The following is a 14112-nucleotide window of genomic DNA, read 5'->3' on the forward strand; positions in this document are numbered from 1 at the left end:
CGGCCCGCGGCACCTCAGACCACGCCGGAGGCCCCGAGGAGCGAGCCGACGGCGTAGGTGGCCGCGAGCGCTGCGGCGCCGCCGATCACGACGCGGAGCACGGCGCGACTCCGGGAGCTCCCGCCGATCCAGGCCGAGACCCATCCCGTGACGGCGAGGGCGACCAGCACGGCGACGAAGGTCGTCGGGACGCGCCACTGCGCCGGAGGGAGCAGGATCGCCAGCATCGGCAGGATGGCGCCGAGGGTGAACGCCGCGGCCGATGCGCCGGCGGCATGCCATGCGCTGACCACATCGTCCTCGTCTATGTGGAGCTCGGCGGAGAGGTGGGCGGCGACGGCATCGTGGGCGGTGAGCTCGACCGCGACGCGGTGAGCAGTCTCGGGGGTGAGGCCCTGCGCTTCGTACAGCCCGGCGAGTTCGGCGAGCTCCTCATCGGGCATCTCGCGCAGCTCGCGCTTCTCCTTCGCGATGAGCGCGCGTTCGCTGTCGCTCTGACTGCTCACCGACACGTACTCGCCGAGCGCCATCGAGATCGCCCCGCCCACCAGCCCCGCCAGCCCGGCGGTGAGGATCGGGGCGAGCGCAGTCGAGGCGCCGGCGACGCCCACGACGATCGCGGCGACCGACACGATTCCGTCGTTCGCCCCCAGCACCCCGGCTCGGAGCCAGTTGAGGCGCTGTGCCAGACCCTGCCGGTGGGGTTCGTCGGGATGCACGGATCGCGGCGACGGTTCGGTGCTCATGGGCACACTCAACCACGATGGGCGGTCGTCGGCGGTCCGAATCCGCATCACCGTTCGACAATATGTGTACGATCGTACGCATGTGTGGATGGATCGACGCGTGAGCGCGGCGCGCGGCGACGCCGAGGCCGCCCGCTCGGGGACCCGGCAGGGACGCCGGAACGACCCCGATCGTCGCGACCGCATCATCGACGCCTGCCTCGACGTCATCGCGGAGTCGGGGGTCGCTGGCGCGTCGCACCGGCGGATCGCCGACGCCGCCGGGGTGCCGCTGGGCTCGATGACGTACTACTTCTCGGGCATCGACGAGGTGCTGCGTGAGGCGTTCACGCGTTTCGGGACGAGCGTGAGCGACCGGTTCGAGGCGCGGATGCGTGCCGCCCCCGACCGCGAGGCCGCCCGGGAGAGCGTGGTCGCGATCATCCTCGAGGACGTCTTCGGTGATACTCGCGAGCTCGTCCTCTCGCACGAGCTCTATACGCTCGCGGCGCGCGAACCGTCGTATCGGGCGATCACGGCCGCATGGATGAGGCGCAGCCGCGACGCTCTCGAGCTCCACTTCGACCCCGAGACCGCGCGGCTGCTCGATGCCCTGATCGAGGGCCTGTCCATCCACCGCGCGCTCGACGATCAGGCGCGCGACCCGGCCGAGGTCGCGCTCGCCGTCGCCCGCATCACCGCTCGCCTCGACACACCGGAAGCACCACGATGACCGACCTGCCCCCCTCCGCCGCCGATCGACGTGCCCGCGGGGCCGTCGCCGCGCTCTTCCTCACGAACGGGGCGCTGTTCGCGAACATCCTGCCGCGCTACCCCGAGATCAAAGCGCAGCTGGGGCTCGACAACGCGGTGTACGGCCTCGCCGTCGCGTCGTTCCCGGTGGGCGCGATCATCGCGGGGCTCGCCGCCGCCGCGCTGATCCGGCGGTTCGGGTCGGCGAAGGTCGCGGTCGTCGGCACGGTGCTCACGAGCCTCGGCGTGCTCGCTGCGGGCCTGGCGCCGACCGTCCTGCTCTTCGCGCTCGGGCTCTTCATCGGCGGAGCGATGGACGCCATCACCGATGTCGCCCAGAACGCCCACGGGCTGCGGGTGCAGCGCCGTTACGGACGGTCGATCCTCAATTCCTTCCACGCCCTCTGGTCGATCGGCGCCGTCCTGGGCGGATCGATGGCGGCGGGTGCCATCGCGCTGCGGATGCCGATCGGCATCCACCTGACGATCTCGGCCGTGCTCTTCTCGCTCGTCTCGCTGACGGCGCTCCGCTTCTGCCTGCCCGGCGTCGACCAGGGCGCGGACGACCCCGGCATCGCCGACGTGTCGGATCTGCGCGCGACGGCGCGCCGCGGCATCCGCCCCCGCGTCATCCTCGTGCTGATCGCCCTCGTGCTCGTCGCCATGGCCGGGGCCGTCGTCGAGGATGCGGGCAACTCCTGGGCGACCCTCTACCTCGGTTCGCTCGGGGCACCGGCCGCGCTCGCCGCGACCGGGTTCATCGCCCTCGTCGGGGCCCAGTTCGTCGGACGTCTGGTCGGCGACCGGCTCGTCGACCGCTTCGGCCAGCGTGCCGTCGCGCGTGCGGGTGGCGTGATCGTCCTCGTCGGGATGGGGCTCGCCCTGGCCTTCCCGACGATCCCCGGCACGATCGTCGGCTTCGCAGCGGCCGGATTCGGCGTCGCGACGCTCGTACCCGCGGCGATGGCGGAGGCCGACGTGCTGCCGGGTCTGCGCCACGGCACCGGCCTCACCGTCGTCTCGTGGCTGATGCGCCTGGGCTTCCTCTTCTCGCCGCCCGTCGTGGGGTTCATCGCCGACGCGACGAGCCTGCGGGTCGGGCTGCTGCTGATCCCGGTGGCGGGCCTCACCGTCATCGTGCTGGCCGGGGTGCTGCAGGGGCGCCAGCGCTCCTCCTGACGTGCGCGACGCGCCGAGCGAGTCAGAGCGCGCCGATGTTCTCGCCGCCCGCCGGGTCCTCAGCCGACGCGGGGCGCGCAGCGTCAGCCCCTGCCGCCCAGGAGGCGAGCAGACGCAGGCGCTCGGCCGAGGGTGAGCCGGGCTCGGCGGAGTAGATGAGCAGCACCTGACCGGGATCGGCGGTGATGGCGAGTTCTTCGTAGACGAGGGTGAGTTCGCCCACCACGGGGTGGCGGAAGCGCTTCTGGCCCGACCCGTGCGTGCGCACGTTGTGCGCCGCCCAGAGTCGACGGAAGAGCTCGCTGCGGGTCGACAGCTCGCCGACCAGATCCTGGATCCCCTTGTCGTGGGGATCCCGTCCGGCCTCGGCGCGGATGACGGCCACGCACATGTCGGCGAACAGATCCCAGTCGGGGTAGAAGTCGTGCGCGGCCGGGTCGAGGAACTGGAACCGTGCGAAGTTCGGCACGCGCCCACCGTCGCCGATCAGCGGCGAGTAGAACGCACGGCCGAGGTCGTTGAAGGCGACCAGATTCTGCCGCTGATCCCGCACGACGGCGACCGAATCGGTGATGGACGACATCGCCCACCCCAGGCTGGGTCGGACGGGACCGGGCGTGCCGCTGCGCCGGCGCTGGCGCCCGGACGACGGGATGCCGTCGGCGTTGCGCGCCAGGTCGAGCAGGTGCGCGTGCTCCGCATCCGTCAGTTGCAGTGCCCGCGAGAGCGCATCGAGCACCGCGCCGGATGCGCCGGAGATGGCGCCGCGTTCGAGTTTGGCGTAGTACTCCACGCTCACACCGGCCAGGGCGGCGACTTCGCTGCGGCGCAGCCCTTCGACCCGCCGGTTCGATCCGGCGGCGAGGCCTGCGGCCTCCGGCGCCAGCCGTGCGCGGCGGGTCATGAGGAACTCACGCACCTCGTGTCGATTGTCCATGGATTCAGGCTAGGTCGGCGCGGCTCCGGTGTGGGGTCCCCTGTCGGTACACCCTTCACCAGGGACTCCCCCGCGGGTGGGGCGCGGCGAACACTGGAGTCCATGACCGCCGAGACCGCACCCCCTCCCCGTCGGCCGTCCCGGTTGCTGCCGTCGCTGCTTCTGCTGCTGACGGTCTTCGGCCCCGTCTCGATGGACCTCTACCTGCCCGCGCTTCCCGCCTTGACGGCCGAGCTCGGCGCCGTCACCTCCGTCGCGCAGCTGACCGTGACGGCCTGCTTGATCGGGCTGGCCTCGGGGCAGCTGATCGCCGGAGCGCTGTCCGACCGGTTCGGTCGGCGCGGGATCCTGCTGATCGGAATCGCGGCGTACGTCGTCACCTCGGTGCTGTGCGCGATCAGCCCGTCGGTGGAGGTGCTGATCCTCGCGCGACTCATGCAGGGAATCGCCGGAGGAGTCGGCATCGTCATCGCCACCGCGGCAGGACGCGATGTGTACTCCGGCGCGCCGCTCATCCGCTTCTACGGGCGACTCACGGTCGTCGGCGGGTTCGCCGCCGTGGTGGGGCCGCTCCTGGGCGGGGCGCTCACCGCGGTCACCGACTGGCGGGGGCTGTTCCTCTTCCTGGCGGTCATCGGCGTCGCGATCCTGGTCATCACCGTCCTCCTTTTCGACGAGACGCTGCCGGCCGCGGAGCGCAGAGGCGGTGGGTTCGGCGAGGCGCTGCAGTCCTACCGCACCTTGCTGCGCGACCGGAGCTTCCTCGGCGCGGTGCTCAACCAGGGGTTCCTGTACGCGGCGCTGTTCGCCTACCTCGCCGGGTCGACGTTCGTGCTGCAGGATGTCTACGGCCTCACGCCGCTCGGGTACGCCGCCGCGTTCGGGCTCAACTCCGCCGGCCACATGGTGTTCGGATATCTCGCCGGGCGCGCCGCGGAGCGATGGAGCATCGCCGGCACGCTCGCGGTGGGTGTCGCGGTCACGGCGGTCGGTGCCGCGGGACTGCTCCTGGCTGGTCTGGCACCCATGCCGCTGTGGGTGGTTATCGTGGCGCTCTTCGCCGTGTCGAGCGGTGTCGCGGTCACCGCACCGCCCGCGACCACCGTGGCGCTCTCCGACCACCCGCAGACGGCGGGCGCCGCGTCGGCGCTCCTCGGCATGATGCGCTTCGGTTTCGGAGCCGTCGCCGCTCCGCTCGTCGGCGTCGCCGGGGCGCTCAGCATCCTGCCGCTGGGACTCACGACCCTCGGCGCGGTGCTTCTCGCAGCCGCGTCGTGCCTGCTGTTCGTGCGTCGCCGGAACCTCGCGACGTCATCCACCGCCGGCGACCGGCCGACATCGGTCGCCTCCGCCCGCTGACCCTTCAGAAGAGAGAAACGCCATGAACATCGAGCCCGCCCGTGAGACCACCCTGAACCCGCCCCAGCAGTTCGCCGGAAACGTGTGGCTCGAGATGATCGTCGTCCCCCACGAGCCGGTGCAGCGCGCCACCGTGGCGCGCGTGCGGTTCGAGCCCGGCGCGCGCACCGCGTGGCACTCCCACGCCCGCGGGCAGTACCTGCATGTCGTGTCGGGCATCGCGCGGTTCGGCGATCGCGACGGCAACATCGTCGAGGTGCGCCCCGGGCAGACGCTCTACACGCCGCCCGGGCAGGAGCACTGGCACGCGTCGGCGCCGGGTGTCTTCATGGAGCACCTCGCCGTCCTGGAAGCGGACGACGGCGCCGAGATCGCCTCCTGGTGGGGCGAACACATCACCGACGACGAGTACGAAGGGCGCGCCGTCGACAGCGGCGTCGCATCGTCGACCGTCGTCGATTCCTGACTCATCCCCGACAGAAAGAGAACCGCTCATGCGTGCAACCGTCATGTACAACGCCGGCGACGTCCGCGTCGTCGACGTGCCCGAGCCCACCATCGACGCTCCGACGGACGCGATCGTCCGCGTCACCTACGCGTGCGTCTGCGGGTCCGACCTGCACCCCTATCACGACCTCGGCGAGACGCCGGAGGGGCGCCGGATGGGGCACGAAGCCATCGGCGTCGTCGAGCAGATCGGTGCCGAGGTGACCTCTCTCGCCGTCGGCGACACCGTCATCGTGCCGTTCGCGTGGTCCGACAACACCTGCGCCTTCTGCCGTGACGGCATCACGACATCCTGCGTGCACGGCGGGTTCTTCGACGGGGCGCCGTCGGCGACGCAGGCCGAGAAGCTGCGGATCCCCTACGCGGACGGAACGGCCGTCGTGATCCCCGCCGGTACCGACGAGGCGCTCATGCCGTCGCTGCTGACGCTGTCGGATGTGTACCTCACGGGCTACCACGCGGCCGTTCGGGGCGGCGTCGATGCGGGGAAGACGGTTGCGGTGGTCGGTGACGGCGCCGTCGGTCTCTCGGCGGTCCTCGCCGCGAAGCAGCTCGGCGCCGAGACCATCATCCTGATGGGGCGCCACACCGCCCGCACCGATCTCGGTCGCGAGTTCGGCGCGACGCACGTCGTCGCCGAGCGCGGCGAGGAGGGCATCGCCCGGGTGCGCGAGATCACCGGCGGCGAGGGTGTGCACGTGGTGCTCGAGGCCGTCGGGCACATGCCCGCGTACGAGCAGGCCTACGGTGTCGTGCGCCCGGGCGGCGTCATCTCGCGCGTCGGGGTCCCGCAGTACGAGGATGCGCCGGTCGGCTTCACGTCGCTGTTCGGTAAGAACGTCACGCTCACGGGCGGACCTGCGACCATCCGCGCCTATCTCGAGGCGGCTGTTCCCCAGGTGATCGACGGCACGATCGAGCCGGGCAGGGTCTTCGACCGTGAGCTGCCGCTCGCCGACATCGCCGAGGCATATCGCCTGATGGACGCCCGCGAGGCGGTGAAGGTGCTCATCCGCCCCTGAGAGCCGCGCACCTCCCGGCGTGGATATGCGGATGCGGGCATGCGAGCATGGGCAGGGTGATCGAGATCCGGGACGTCGGCGTCGAGGTGGGGGACGTGACGCTCCTCGCGCCCGTCTCCGCGTCGGCGGAGCGGGGCGAAGCGCTGATCGTGCGCGGCGGCAACGGGACCGGCAAGTCGACGCTCCTGCGTGTCCTCGCGGGAGTCCGCGCCCCCTCGAGTGGAGCGGTGCGCATCGGCGGGAGGGCCGTGCGCGAACGGGATCCGCGGTTTCGCGGGTGCGTCGCCGCGATGATCGGACTCCCGCCCCTCGCGCCCGACCTCACCGTCCTCGACCACGTCGCCCTCGTCGCGACGACCTGGTGGGCCGATCCCGGTGAGGCGGAGTCGCGTGCGCGCCGGGTGATCGCCGAGCTCGGGCTCGACGACCTGCACGAGCGCTTCCCTCATGAACTCTCGTCGGGGCAGACCCAGCTGCTGGGGCTCGCCCTGGTCCTGGCCCGACCGTTCGAGGTGCTGATCCTCGACGAGCCCGAACAGCGCCTCGATCCCGAGCACGTCGACGCGGTGCTGCACGCCCTGCGTGCCCGGCGCGACGACGGGGCCACGCTCGTGATCGCCACGCACAGCGCCGCCCTCGCCGACCACCTGGCCGATCACACACTGACCCTGGATGCGGCCGCATGAGCACACGCTCCCGCGCCGTCGTGCGGATGTGGCGCGCCCGCACCGGCCGCTCCGCCGGGGATCGCGCGTATCTCGCCTACCTGATGCTGATGGTCGTGATCGTCGCGATCGCGCCCGCCGTCCGCGCCGTCTGGGTGAGCGCGACGAGCGCCGCGGGGATCGCGGTCCTCGCCGCACCCGCGGCCCCGGCCGTGGCGGCGGGCGTCGTCGCCGTGCTGTGGGCGTGTGCCCTGCTGGTGGGCCGCGACCGCGGTCCCGCGCTCTTCGCGCCTTTCGTGACGCACATGCTGGCGACGAGCGATCGGCCGCGGGTCGAGGCCTTCGGTGCTCCGGTGCGGCGCGCCGGCGCTCAGGTCGCCGCGCTGACGACCCTCGCCGCCGGCGTGGTCGGCGCGAGTCTGGCGGCCGCGGGCGCGGCGGACCCGCTCGGCATCGCGCTCTTCGTCGCGGCGGGCGCGCTCGTCGGCATCATCGCGACCGTTCTCTGGCTGGCGGGTCAGGCCTTTCCCCGTGCCGCCGCGCCCGCGGCGCTGGCGATCATGCTGCTCGGTGCGGTCACGGTCCTCCTGCCCGGCGTCCTGGCGTTCGTCCCGTGGGGATGGGTGGGGGCCGCCTATCCGGTGCCCGGCTCGCCGTCCGGCGTCATGCTGCTGAGCGTGCTCGCGGCGGTGCTCGTCGCGGCGGTGCCGACGCTCCTGACCCGGCTCGGCGCCACCGACATGACCGCCCAGGCCACCCGGTGGACCGCGGCGACGGCACTCGCCACGGGTATGGACCTCGGTGCGGCGGCCACGACATACCAACGGCCGCCGCACCTCGGCCGCCGGCTCCGAGCGGTCGGCCCGAGAGGCGGAGCGCGGTGGGCCTTCGTGCGGCGCGACGCCGTCGGAGCGATCCGCACGCCCGCCCGACTCGGCGTCGGTGTCGTCGCCCTCGTCGCGGCCGGTGTGCTCCTGACGCTCGCCCTCGCGCCCGGCGCACCCGGTGTGCTGCTCGGCGCCGCCGGGGGAGTGCTCCTGTTCGCGGGGCTGGGGCCGCTCACCGACGGGATGCGCCATGCGGCGTATGTCGCCTCCGACCTCCCGCTCTACGGGGTCTCAGACGAGGCGCTGCTCCTGGGTCATCTGCTCCTCCCGATCGGCGTCCTGGTGGCCCTGCTGGTGGTGACAGTCCTCGTCTGCGCCGCCGTCGCGGGGCTCGGCGCCACCCCGCTGGCGGGCGCCCTCGCTGCGGGAGTGCTCGCCCTCGGGGCGCGCGTCGCCACCGCGGTGAAGGGGGCGTTGCCGTCGAGCCTGCTCACCCCCATTCCGACGCCGATGGGCGACTTGAGCGCCGCCGTGCGACTGGTGTGGGCACTCGACGGGCTCGTCCTGGCCGCCGGGGCGGGCGCGGCGGCGGGCATCGTCCTCGCGTCACCGGTGCCGCTTCTGGCGGTGGCGACGGTGGTCGCCGTCATCGGTGTCACCCGCTGGAGGCACCGACGCTGAGACGGGATGCCGTGCGTCAGGCGGTGGGGTGAGGCGCACGAGAGCTGACCCGACGGCATATATTGCTACGTAGTCGCAATATTGCCGGGAGGGTGGCTCATGAGATTCGTCGCGAACATCGACATGCAGTTCGTCGAGGAGGGGCCCCACGAATCCCGTCTGCGCGCGGCGGCGGGCGCCGGCTTCGACGCCGTCGAGTTCTGGCGCTGGGAGTCTGTCGACCTGCCCGCGCTCGCGCGGGCGGCGCAGGACCACGGCGTCGAGATCGTGGCGTTCGTCACCGACTGGAGCGTGCCGGCGGCGGTGCCCGCCGAGCGGCGGAGATTCGTCGATGCGGTACGCGACGCGGTCGACGCGGCGTGGGCGCTGTCGGCGACCCGGGTCGTGACGACGCTCGGAACGGCGCCGGACGGGTGGTCCCGCGACGACGTGCTGTCGGGGGTGGGCGAGGCGCTGGGCGATGCGGCGCTCGCGACCCGGGGGAGCGGTGTCACCCTGCTGGTCGAACCCCTCAACACGCGGGTCGATCACCCGGGCTCTGCGATCGCCACCGCCGCGGACGCGCGAGACCTTCTGCGCCGGGTGGACGATCCCGCGGTGCGGATGCTGTTCGACGTCTACCACTCGGTGGCGCAGGGAGAGCGGGTGGCAGACGAGATCGCGGCGTCCGCATCCTTCCTCGACTACGTGCAGATCGCCGACGCCCCGGGGCGCCACGAACCCTCGACCGGCGGCATCGACTGGGCCGACGTGGCGCGAGCCCTCGCCGAAGCGCGATACGACGGCCCGACGGGTCTCGAGTTCTTCCCGTCCGGCACCTCGGCGGCGTCTCTGGAGACGGCCCGGCGCACGTGGGAGCGCGCCGCCGGTTCAGTACGATGAGAGGCTGCTGAGCGAAGGGGGTGCGTGATGCCGGTCATCGATCAATCCGGTATGCGCCGCCTCAACACCCACGCGGTCCTGCGCGTGCTCGCGGACACATCCGGGGTCGTGACCAATGCCGAGCTCGTCGCGCAGACGCGGCTGTCTCGGCGCACCATCGAGCTGATCCTCGCCGACCTGATCGCGCGGGGCTGGGTGCGCGAAGCCGACCCGCCCGAGGCTGCGGCGGCGGCCGGGAGGCCGAAGAAGTACTTCGCGTTCGTCGCCGACCGCGCCCTCGTGCTGTCGGTGATGATCGTTCCGCCCCAGGTCGGGGCCGTCGTCGCCGACGCGCAGGGCACCGAGCTCGCGCGCGCCTCCTCCCGGCTCGTGAACGATGACGACGCGGCTGCCGCGGTGCACATGGCGCTCGCCGTCGCGGGCGAGGCCCTCGCGGCGTCGGCCCGCGATCGCGACCGGCTCGCCGGGATCGTCGTCGGGGTGAGCGGAACCGTCGGTGTGGATGGGGTCGTGCACACCTCCCCGGTCGGTCCGGAATGGCCGGGTAAAGACCTGCGCACCCCGTTCCAGGACGCGTTCTCCGCCCCGACCTCGGTCGAGAACGATGCCAATCTCGTCGCGGTCGCCGAGCACGCGTTCGGCGCGGTCCGCGATGAGTCCACCTTCGTCGTGCTGACCCCGGGCAACCGTGTGAGCGCGGGCGTCGTGATCGACGGCGACCTCTACCGGGGGTTCCAGGGGGCAGCGGGGGAGCTGGTGCGGCTTCCCGTGTCGGGCCCCGACCTGCACGAGCACCCGGTCGCGCGCATCAGCTCGCCGCACGAGGCGGAGCGCGAGGCGGCCCGGGCGATCCTGCGTCGCGCTGCGGCCGGCGACGAGGCCGCCGCTGCCCTCGCGCGCGAGTTCTTCGCCTCGGTCGCCCGTCTCGTGGCGACGATCGGGTGGGTGCTGGCGCCGCCCGTGCTCGTGGTCAGCGGCGGGCTCGAGGGCGTCGAGGGCATCGTCCGGACGTATCTCGGTGAGGCGCTCGCCGCTCTCGACCTCCCCGAGATGGATGTGCGCGTCGCGCCGCTCCCGCGCGACGCGGTGCTCCGCGGCGGGGTGCGGTTCGCCCTCGATTCGCTGGGCGCCGACATCTTCGGCATCGACTGAGCGGTATTGCGCGCGTGTAACTTTTCGATTTCCGGTTGGCCATTTAATGCTACTTCCGCCCATTATTGCTCGCACGCCCCGACATGTTCGTCCGGCGGCGACCCGACATGAGCATCTGGAGTCTGCATGAACCGTCATCTGCCGCGTTCGCGGAGCATCATCCCCTTCACCGCGCTGGGCCTCGTGGGCGCGCTCGCACTGGCCGGATGTGCCTCGGCCGATCAGGCCAGCGGCGCCGACCCGACCGAGACCTCCGCCGCCACGGCGCTGCCCCCCGAGCTCGTCGCCGCGGCGGTCGCCGCGGCGGAGGAGGCCGCCGGCGGGCAGGACCTCAGCGGCACGCTCGAGGTCATCGGCATCGCCGGCGGGGCGGACGGCGACCCGTTCACCGCGGCGATGGCCCCGTTCACCGAGGCCACCGGCGTCGCGGTCGACTACGTCGGCAGCCAGGACCAGGCCACCGCCGTCGCCGCGGCGGTCTCGGCCGGCAACGCCCCCGACATCGTCGACGGACAGGGCCTGGGGCTCATGCAGCAGTACGCCCAGTCCGGCCAGGCGCTGTCGCTCAGCGAGGTGATCGGCGACGACGTGCTCGCCGAGAACTTCAACCCCGGTCTGCTGCAGTCGGCGACCGTGAACGGCGAGGTGTACGGCATCTGGAACGAAGCCGACACGTTCCAGGTGTTCTTCAACCCCGCGACCTACGACGGCCCCACCGACGGAACGTGGGCGGACCTCATGGCCTGGTCGGAGCAGGAGGCCGCCGGCGGTACCGCCCCGTGGTGCATGGGCCTCGAGGCCGGTCCCGGGTCCGGCTTCCCGGCGCAGGGCTTCATCGAGAACCTCTTCGTGGGCAAGTTCGGCAGCGACGCGCTCGCCGCCTGGGCCAGCGGCGACCTCGCGTGGACGAGCCCCGAGGTGCGCTGGGCCTTCGAGGAGTTCGGTCGCATCGCCACCTCCGAGACGCTCGTCAGCGGCGGACCGCAGGGCGCCGTCTCGACATCCGCGTTCACCTTCATGGACGGCATGTACAGCGAGCCGCAGCAGTGCCAGCTGACGCTGTGGGGCAACTACGCCGCGGGCATCGTGCAGGGCTCCAACCCGCAGGCTACGGTCCCCGACGGACTCGACTTCTTCTCGGTCCCCGCGAGCGACCCCGCCTTCTCCGGCGCTCTGGATGTGGCCGGCCACGTCACCTTCGCGCTCAACGACGACCCCGCCACGGCCGCGTTCATGCGCTACTGGGCGACCCCCGAGGCGCAGGCACTGATCGCCGCGAGCGGCCGGTACACCGTCGCGAACGTCAACGTCCCCCTCGACGCGTACCCCAACGAGAGCATGCGCAACTCCGCCCAGCTGCTGCTGGCGGCCGAGACCGTGACGCCCGGGCCCGCGAGCGCCGTCCCGACCGCGGTGAACACCGCGTACCTGCAGGGCATCATCGCCTACATCCAGGACCCGTCCGCCCTCGACTCGATCCTCGCGGGGATCGAAGCGGCCAAGAGCTGACGACCGCATGACCGTCCTGTCCATCCTGATCGGGACACTGCTCGTCCCGGCTGCGGTGATCCTCGTCACCGCAGCCGGCGAGCGGTTCCTGGGCCGCGCGCGGCCCGCCGTCGTGCGCCGGATCCGCCCCTGGTTCTGGCTCGCTCCGGTGATCGTCGGCGTCGGCATCGTGCTGATCTATCCCGGCATCGCGACGTTCGTGCTGAGCTTCCGGGATGCCGACTCGTCGGCCTGGAGCGGACTGGACAACTACCTGTGGACGTTCGGCAGCGACGTGCTGCCGCTCTTCCTCAACAACGCCATCTGGATCGTCGCGCTCCCGGCGGGGATCCTGGTGGTGGGAACGCTCATGGCGGTCCTCATCGACCGGGTGCGTTACGAGCTGGTCGCGCGCACCCTGCTCGTGCTCCCGACCGCGATCTCGCTGACCGCCGCCGGCATCAGCTGGCGCCTGCTCTACACGTGGGCGCCCGAGGGTCGCACTCAGCTCGGCGCGTTCAACGCCGTGCTGCAGGCCCTCGGGTTCGCCCCGGTGCCGTGGACGGCGCGCCCGCCGACCGACGCCCAGTGGCTGAACACGATGGCGCTGGTCATGGTGGGGGTCTGGGCCGGGCTCGGCGTCGCGGTCCTGATCCTCTCGGCGGCGGTGAAGGCCGTGCCGACGGAGTATCTCGAGGCGGCCCGCCTGGACGGCGCGAGCGAGATGCGGGTGTTCTTCTCGATCACCCTGCCGGTCATCTGGCCCAGCATGCTCACCGTCATCACGACGCAGGTCATCGCCGCCATCAAGGTCTTCGACGTCGTGTACGTCATGACCAACGGCAACGCCGGGACCGACGTCATCGCGAACGAGATGTTCGGACAGCTCTTCCACTACCCCAACGACATCGGCCGCTCGAGCGCGTTGGCGATCGTGCTGCTGCTGCTGGCGCTGCCGATCGTCTGGTTCAACATCCGCGCCGCGCGACGGGAGATGCACGCATGAGCACCACGACGGCCGTGCCCACCACATCGCCCGCCGCGCGGGCCAGCCGTGGCGTCGGACGCCGCCGCGGCCCGCGCGGCCGGATCGGGCGTCTCCTCCTGCACCTCACGGTCCTCGTCGTCGCGATGTTCTGGTTCACCCCGATCCTGCAGCTGCTCGCGATGTCGCTGCGGACGACGCCGGACTCCGCCGCCAGCGGCTGGTGGACGATCTTCGCCCAGCCGCTGATCACCCTCGACAACTTCGCCACGGCGGCGGGTGCGCTGCGGCTGGAGTCGACGCTCCTCGCGACCCTCGCGCTCGCGCTCCCCGCGGCGGTGGTGACCGTGCTGCTGTCGGCGTACGGCGGCTACGCCCTCTCGCGCTGGCGGTTCCGCGGCAACCTCCTGGTCTACGGGATGCTGGTCGCCCTGCTCGCGGTGCCGCCGCAGCTGTCGTTCAGCCCGCTCATCCAGCTCTTCTCGGCCTGGGGACTCACCGGCACGCCGATCGCGGTGTGGATCTTCCAGGTCGGATACACGCTGCCGTTCGGGGTCTTCCTCGTGCGCGGTTACATGTACACGATCCCGGTCGAGCTGTTCGAGGCGGCATCGGTGGATGGGGCATCGGAGCTCCGGATCTTCCTGCGCATCGTGCTGCCGCTCGCCGCCCCGATCCTGGTGTCGCTCGCCATCCTGCAGTTCCTCTGGTCGTGGAACGACCTGCTCACCCCGCTCATCTTCATCGGGATCTCCGGCTCGGACGCTCCCGTGACCGTGCAACTGGCGGGGCTCGCCCAGCAGATCGTCTCCAACGGCACCAACGTGACGGCCGCCGGCGCACTCATCTCGGTGCTGCCGCCGCTCCTCGTCCTCATCGTCCTCCAGCGTTACTTCGTCGCCGGTATCACCGGTGGCGCGGTGAAGTGACCCGATCCACCTAGGACTCCG

Annotated in this window: 14 protein-coding genes; 12 read left to right on the forward strand and 2 right to left on the reverse strand. The window is 71.9% G+C overall.

Annotated features, from left to right (window positions below):
- Nucleotides 1-14 precede the first annotated feature (14 nt).
- Nucleotides 15-746 carry a VIT family protein gene (locus AB0N73_RS02650; protein WP_363560077.1) on the reverse strand — a complete coding sequence of 244 codons (732 nt, stop codon included), beginning with the start codon at nucleotides 744-746 and terminating at the stop codon, nucleotides 15-17.
- A gap of 88 nt (nucleotides 747-834) precedes the next feature.
- Here AB0N73_RS02650 and AB0N73_RS02655 point away from each other — a divergent pair, with 88 nt between their 5' ends.
- Both AB0N73_RS02655 and AB0N73_RS02660 read left to right on the forward strand, forming a co-directional pair.
- Nucleotides 835-1458, forward strand: coding sequence for a TetR family transcriptional regulator (locus AB0N73_RS02655; RefSeq protein WP_363560079.1), 624 nt, complete (start codon nucleotides 835-837; stop codon nucleotides 1456-1458).
- Entirely contained in the window at nucleotides 1455-2657 is a 1203-nt protein-coding gene (locus tag AB0N73_RS02660) for an MFS transporter (RefSeq protein WP_363560081.1), read from the forward strand. Before AB0N73_RS02655 ends, AB0N73_RS02660 begins: the two co-directional genes overlap by 4 nt.
- Nucleotides 2658-2679: 22 nt before the next feature.
- On the opposite strand, the gene AB0N73_RS02665 is transcribed toward AB0N73_RS02660, so the two are convergent.
- Nucleotides 2680-3594, reverse strand: a complete 915-nt coding sequence (locus AB0N73_RS02665) for a helix-turn-helix transcriptional regulator (RefSeq protein WP_363560083.1) — start codon at nucleotides 3592-3594, stop codon at nucleotides 2680-2682.
- Between the two features lie 102 nt (nucleotides 3595-3696).
- Between AB0N73_RS02665 and AB0N73_RS02670 the strand changes: the two genes are divergently transcribed.
- The 10 genes from AB0N73_RS02670 to AB0N73_RS02715 all read left to right on the forward strand — a co-directional run bounded on the left by AB0N73_RS02670 (nucleotide 3697) and on the right by AB0N73_RS02715 (nucleotide 14091).
- Complete coding sequence (locus AB0N73_RS02670; RefSeq protein WP_363560085.1) at nucleotides 3697-4953, forward strand: multidrug effflux MFS transporter; 1257 nt, start codon at nucleotides 3697-3699, stop codon at nucleotides 4951-4953.
- Between the two features lie 22 nt (nucleotides 4954-4975).
- Nucleotides 4976-5419, forward strand: coding sequence for a cupin domain-containing protein (locus AB0N73_RS02675; RefSeq protein WP_363560087.1), 444 nt, complete (start codon nucleotides 4976-4978; stop codon nucleotides 5417-5419).
- 28 nt (nucleotides 5420-5447) lie between these two features.
- On the forward strand, nucleotides 5448-6482 hold the full coding sequence (locus AB0N73_RS02680) for an alcohol dehydrogenase catalytic domain-containing protein (protein ID WP_363560089.1): 1035 nt from the start codon (nucleotides 5448-5450) through the stop codon (nucleotides 6480-6482).
- Between the two features lie 56 nt (nucleotides 6483-6538).
- Complete coding sequence (locus AB0N73_RS02685; RefSeq protein ID WP_363560091.1) at nucleotides 6539-7168, forward strand: ABC transporter ATP-binding protein; 630 nt, start codon at nucleotides 6539-6541, stop codon at nucleotides 7166-7168.
- Entirely contained in the window at nucleotides 7165-8655 is a 1491-nt protein-coding gene (locus AB0N73_RS02690) for a hypothetical protein (protein WP_363560093.1), read from the forward strand. The genes AB0N73_RS02685 and AB0N73_RS02690 overlap by 4 nt, the downstream gene beginning before the upstream one ends.
- A gap of 99 nt (nucleotides 8656-8754) precedes the next feature.
- Nucleotides 8755-9537 (forward strand): TIM barrel protein, encoded by a 783-nt coding sequence (locus AB0N73_RS02695; protein WP_363560095.1) that lies wholly within the window; start codon nucleotides 8755-8757, stop codon nucleotides 9535-9537.
- A gap of 27 nt (nucleotides 9538-9564) precedes the next feature.
- Complete coding sequence (locus AB0N73_RS02700; RefSeq protein ID WP_363560097.1) at nucleotides 9565-10689, forward strand: ROK family protein; 1125 nt, start codon at nucleotides 9565-9567, stop codon at nucleotides 10687-10689.
- Nucleotides 10690-10815: 126 nt separating this feature from the next.
- Nucleotides 10816-12198, forward strand: a complete 1383-nt coding sequence (locus AB0N73_RS02705) for an ABC transporter substrate-binding protein (RefSeq protein WP_363560099.1) — start codon at nucleotides 10816-10818, stop codon at nucleotides 12196-12198.
- 7 nt (nucleotides 12199-12205) lie between these two features.
- On the forward strand, nucleotides 12206-13183 hold the full coding sequence (locus AB0N73_RS02710; protein ID WP_363560101.1) for a sugar ABC transporter permease: 978 nt from the start codon (nucleotides 12206-12208) through the stop codon (nucleotides 13181-13183).
- Nucleotides 13180-14091, forward strand: coding sequence for a carbohydrate ABC transporter permease (locus AB0N73_RS02715; RefSeq protein WP_363560103.1), 912 nt, complete (start codon nucleotides 13180-13182; stop codon nucleotides 14089-14091). The genes AB0N73_RS02710 and AB0N73_RS02715 overlap by 4 nt, the downstream gene beginning before the upstream one ends.
- The last annotated feature ends 21 nt before the right edge of the window (nucleotides 14092-14112 follow it).

Source organism: Microbacterium sp. NPDC089189, assembly GCF_040685095.1.
Lineage (GTDB): Bacteria > Actinomycetota > Actinomycetes > Actinomycetales > Microbacteriaceae > Microbacterium.

What these genes read in the sequence shown, in the direction of transcription:
- AB0N73_RS02680 (WP_363560089.1), top strand. Translation starts at nt 5,448, where the DNA reads ATGCGTGCAACCGTCATGTACAACGCCGGCGACGTCCGCGTCGTCGAC.
- AB0N73_RS02705 (WP_363560099.1), top strand. Translation starts at nt 10,816, where the DNA reads ATGAACCGTCATCTGCCGCGTTCGCGGAGCATCATCCCCTTCACCGCG.
- AB0N73_RS02650 (WP_363560077.1), bottom strand. Translation starts at nt 746, where the DNA reads ATGAGCACCGAACCGTCGCCGCGATCCGTGCATCCCGACGAACCCCAC.
- AB0N73_RS02670 (WP_363560085.1), top strand. Translation starts at nt 3,697, where the DNA reads ATGACCGCCGAGACCGCACCCCCTCCCCGTCGGCCGTCCCGGTTGCTG.
- AB0N73_RS02665 (WP_363560083.1), bottom strand. Translation starts at nt 3,594, where the DNA reads ATGGACAATCGACACGAGGTGCGTGAGTTCCTCATGACCCGCCGCGCA.
- AB0N73_RS02715 (WP_363560103.1), top strand. Translation starts at nt 13,180, where the DNA reads ATGAGCACCACGACGGCCGTGCCCACCACATCGCCCGCCGCGCGGGCC.
- AB0N73_RS02690 (WP_363560093.1), top strand. Translation starts at nt 7,165, where the DNA reads ATGAGCACACGCTCCCGCGCCGTCGTGCGGATGTGGCGCGCCCGCACC.
- AB0N73_RS02700 (WP_363560097.1), top strand. Translation starts at nt 9,565, where the DNA reads ATGCCGGTCATCGATCAATCCGGTATGCGCCGCCTCAACACCCACGCG.
- AB0N73_RS02675 (WP_363560087.1), top strand. Translation starts at nt 4,976, where the DNA reads ATGAACATCGAGCCCGCCCGTGAGACCACCCTGAACCCGCCCCAGCAG.
- AB0N73_RS02660 (WP_363560081.1), top strand. Translation starts at nt 1,455, where the DNA reads ATGACCGACCTGCCCCCCTCCGCCGCCGATCGACGTGCCCGCGGGGCC.
- AB0N73_RS02695 (WP_363560095.1), top strand. Translation starts at nt 8,755, where the DNA reads ATGAGATTCGTCGCGAACATCGACATGCAGTTCGTCGAGGAGGGGCCC.
- AB0N73_RS02710 (WP_363560101.1), top strand. Translation starts at nt 12,206, where the DNA reads ATGACCGTCCTGTCCATCCTGATCGGGACACTGCTCGTCCCGGCTGCG.
- AB0N73_RS02655 (WP_363560079.1), top strand. Translation starts at nt 835, where the DNA reads ATGGATCGACGCGTGAGCGCGGCGCGCGGCGACGCCGAGGCCGCCCGC.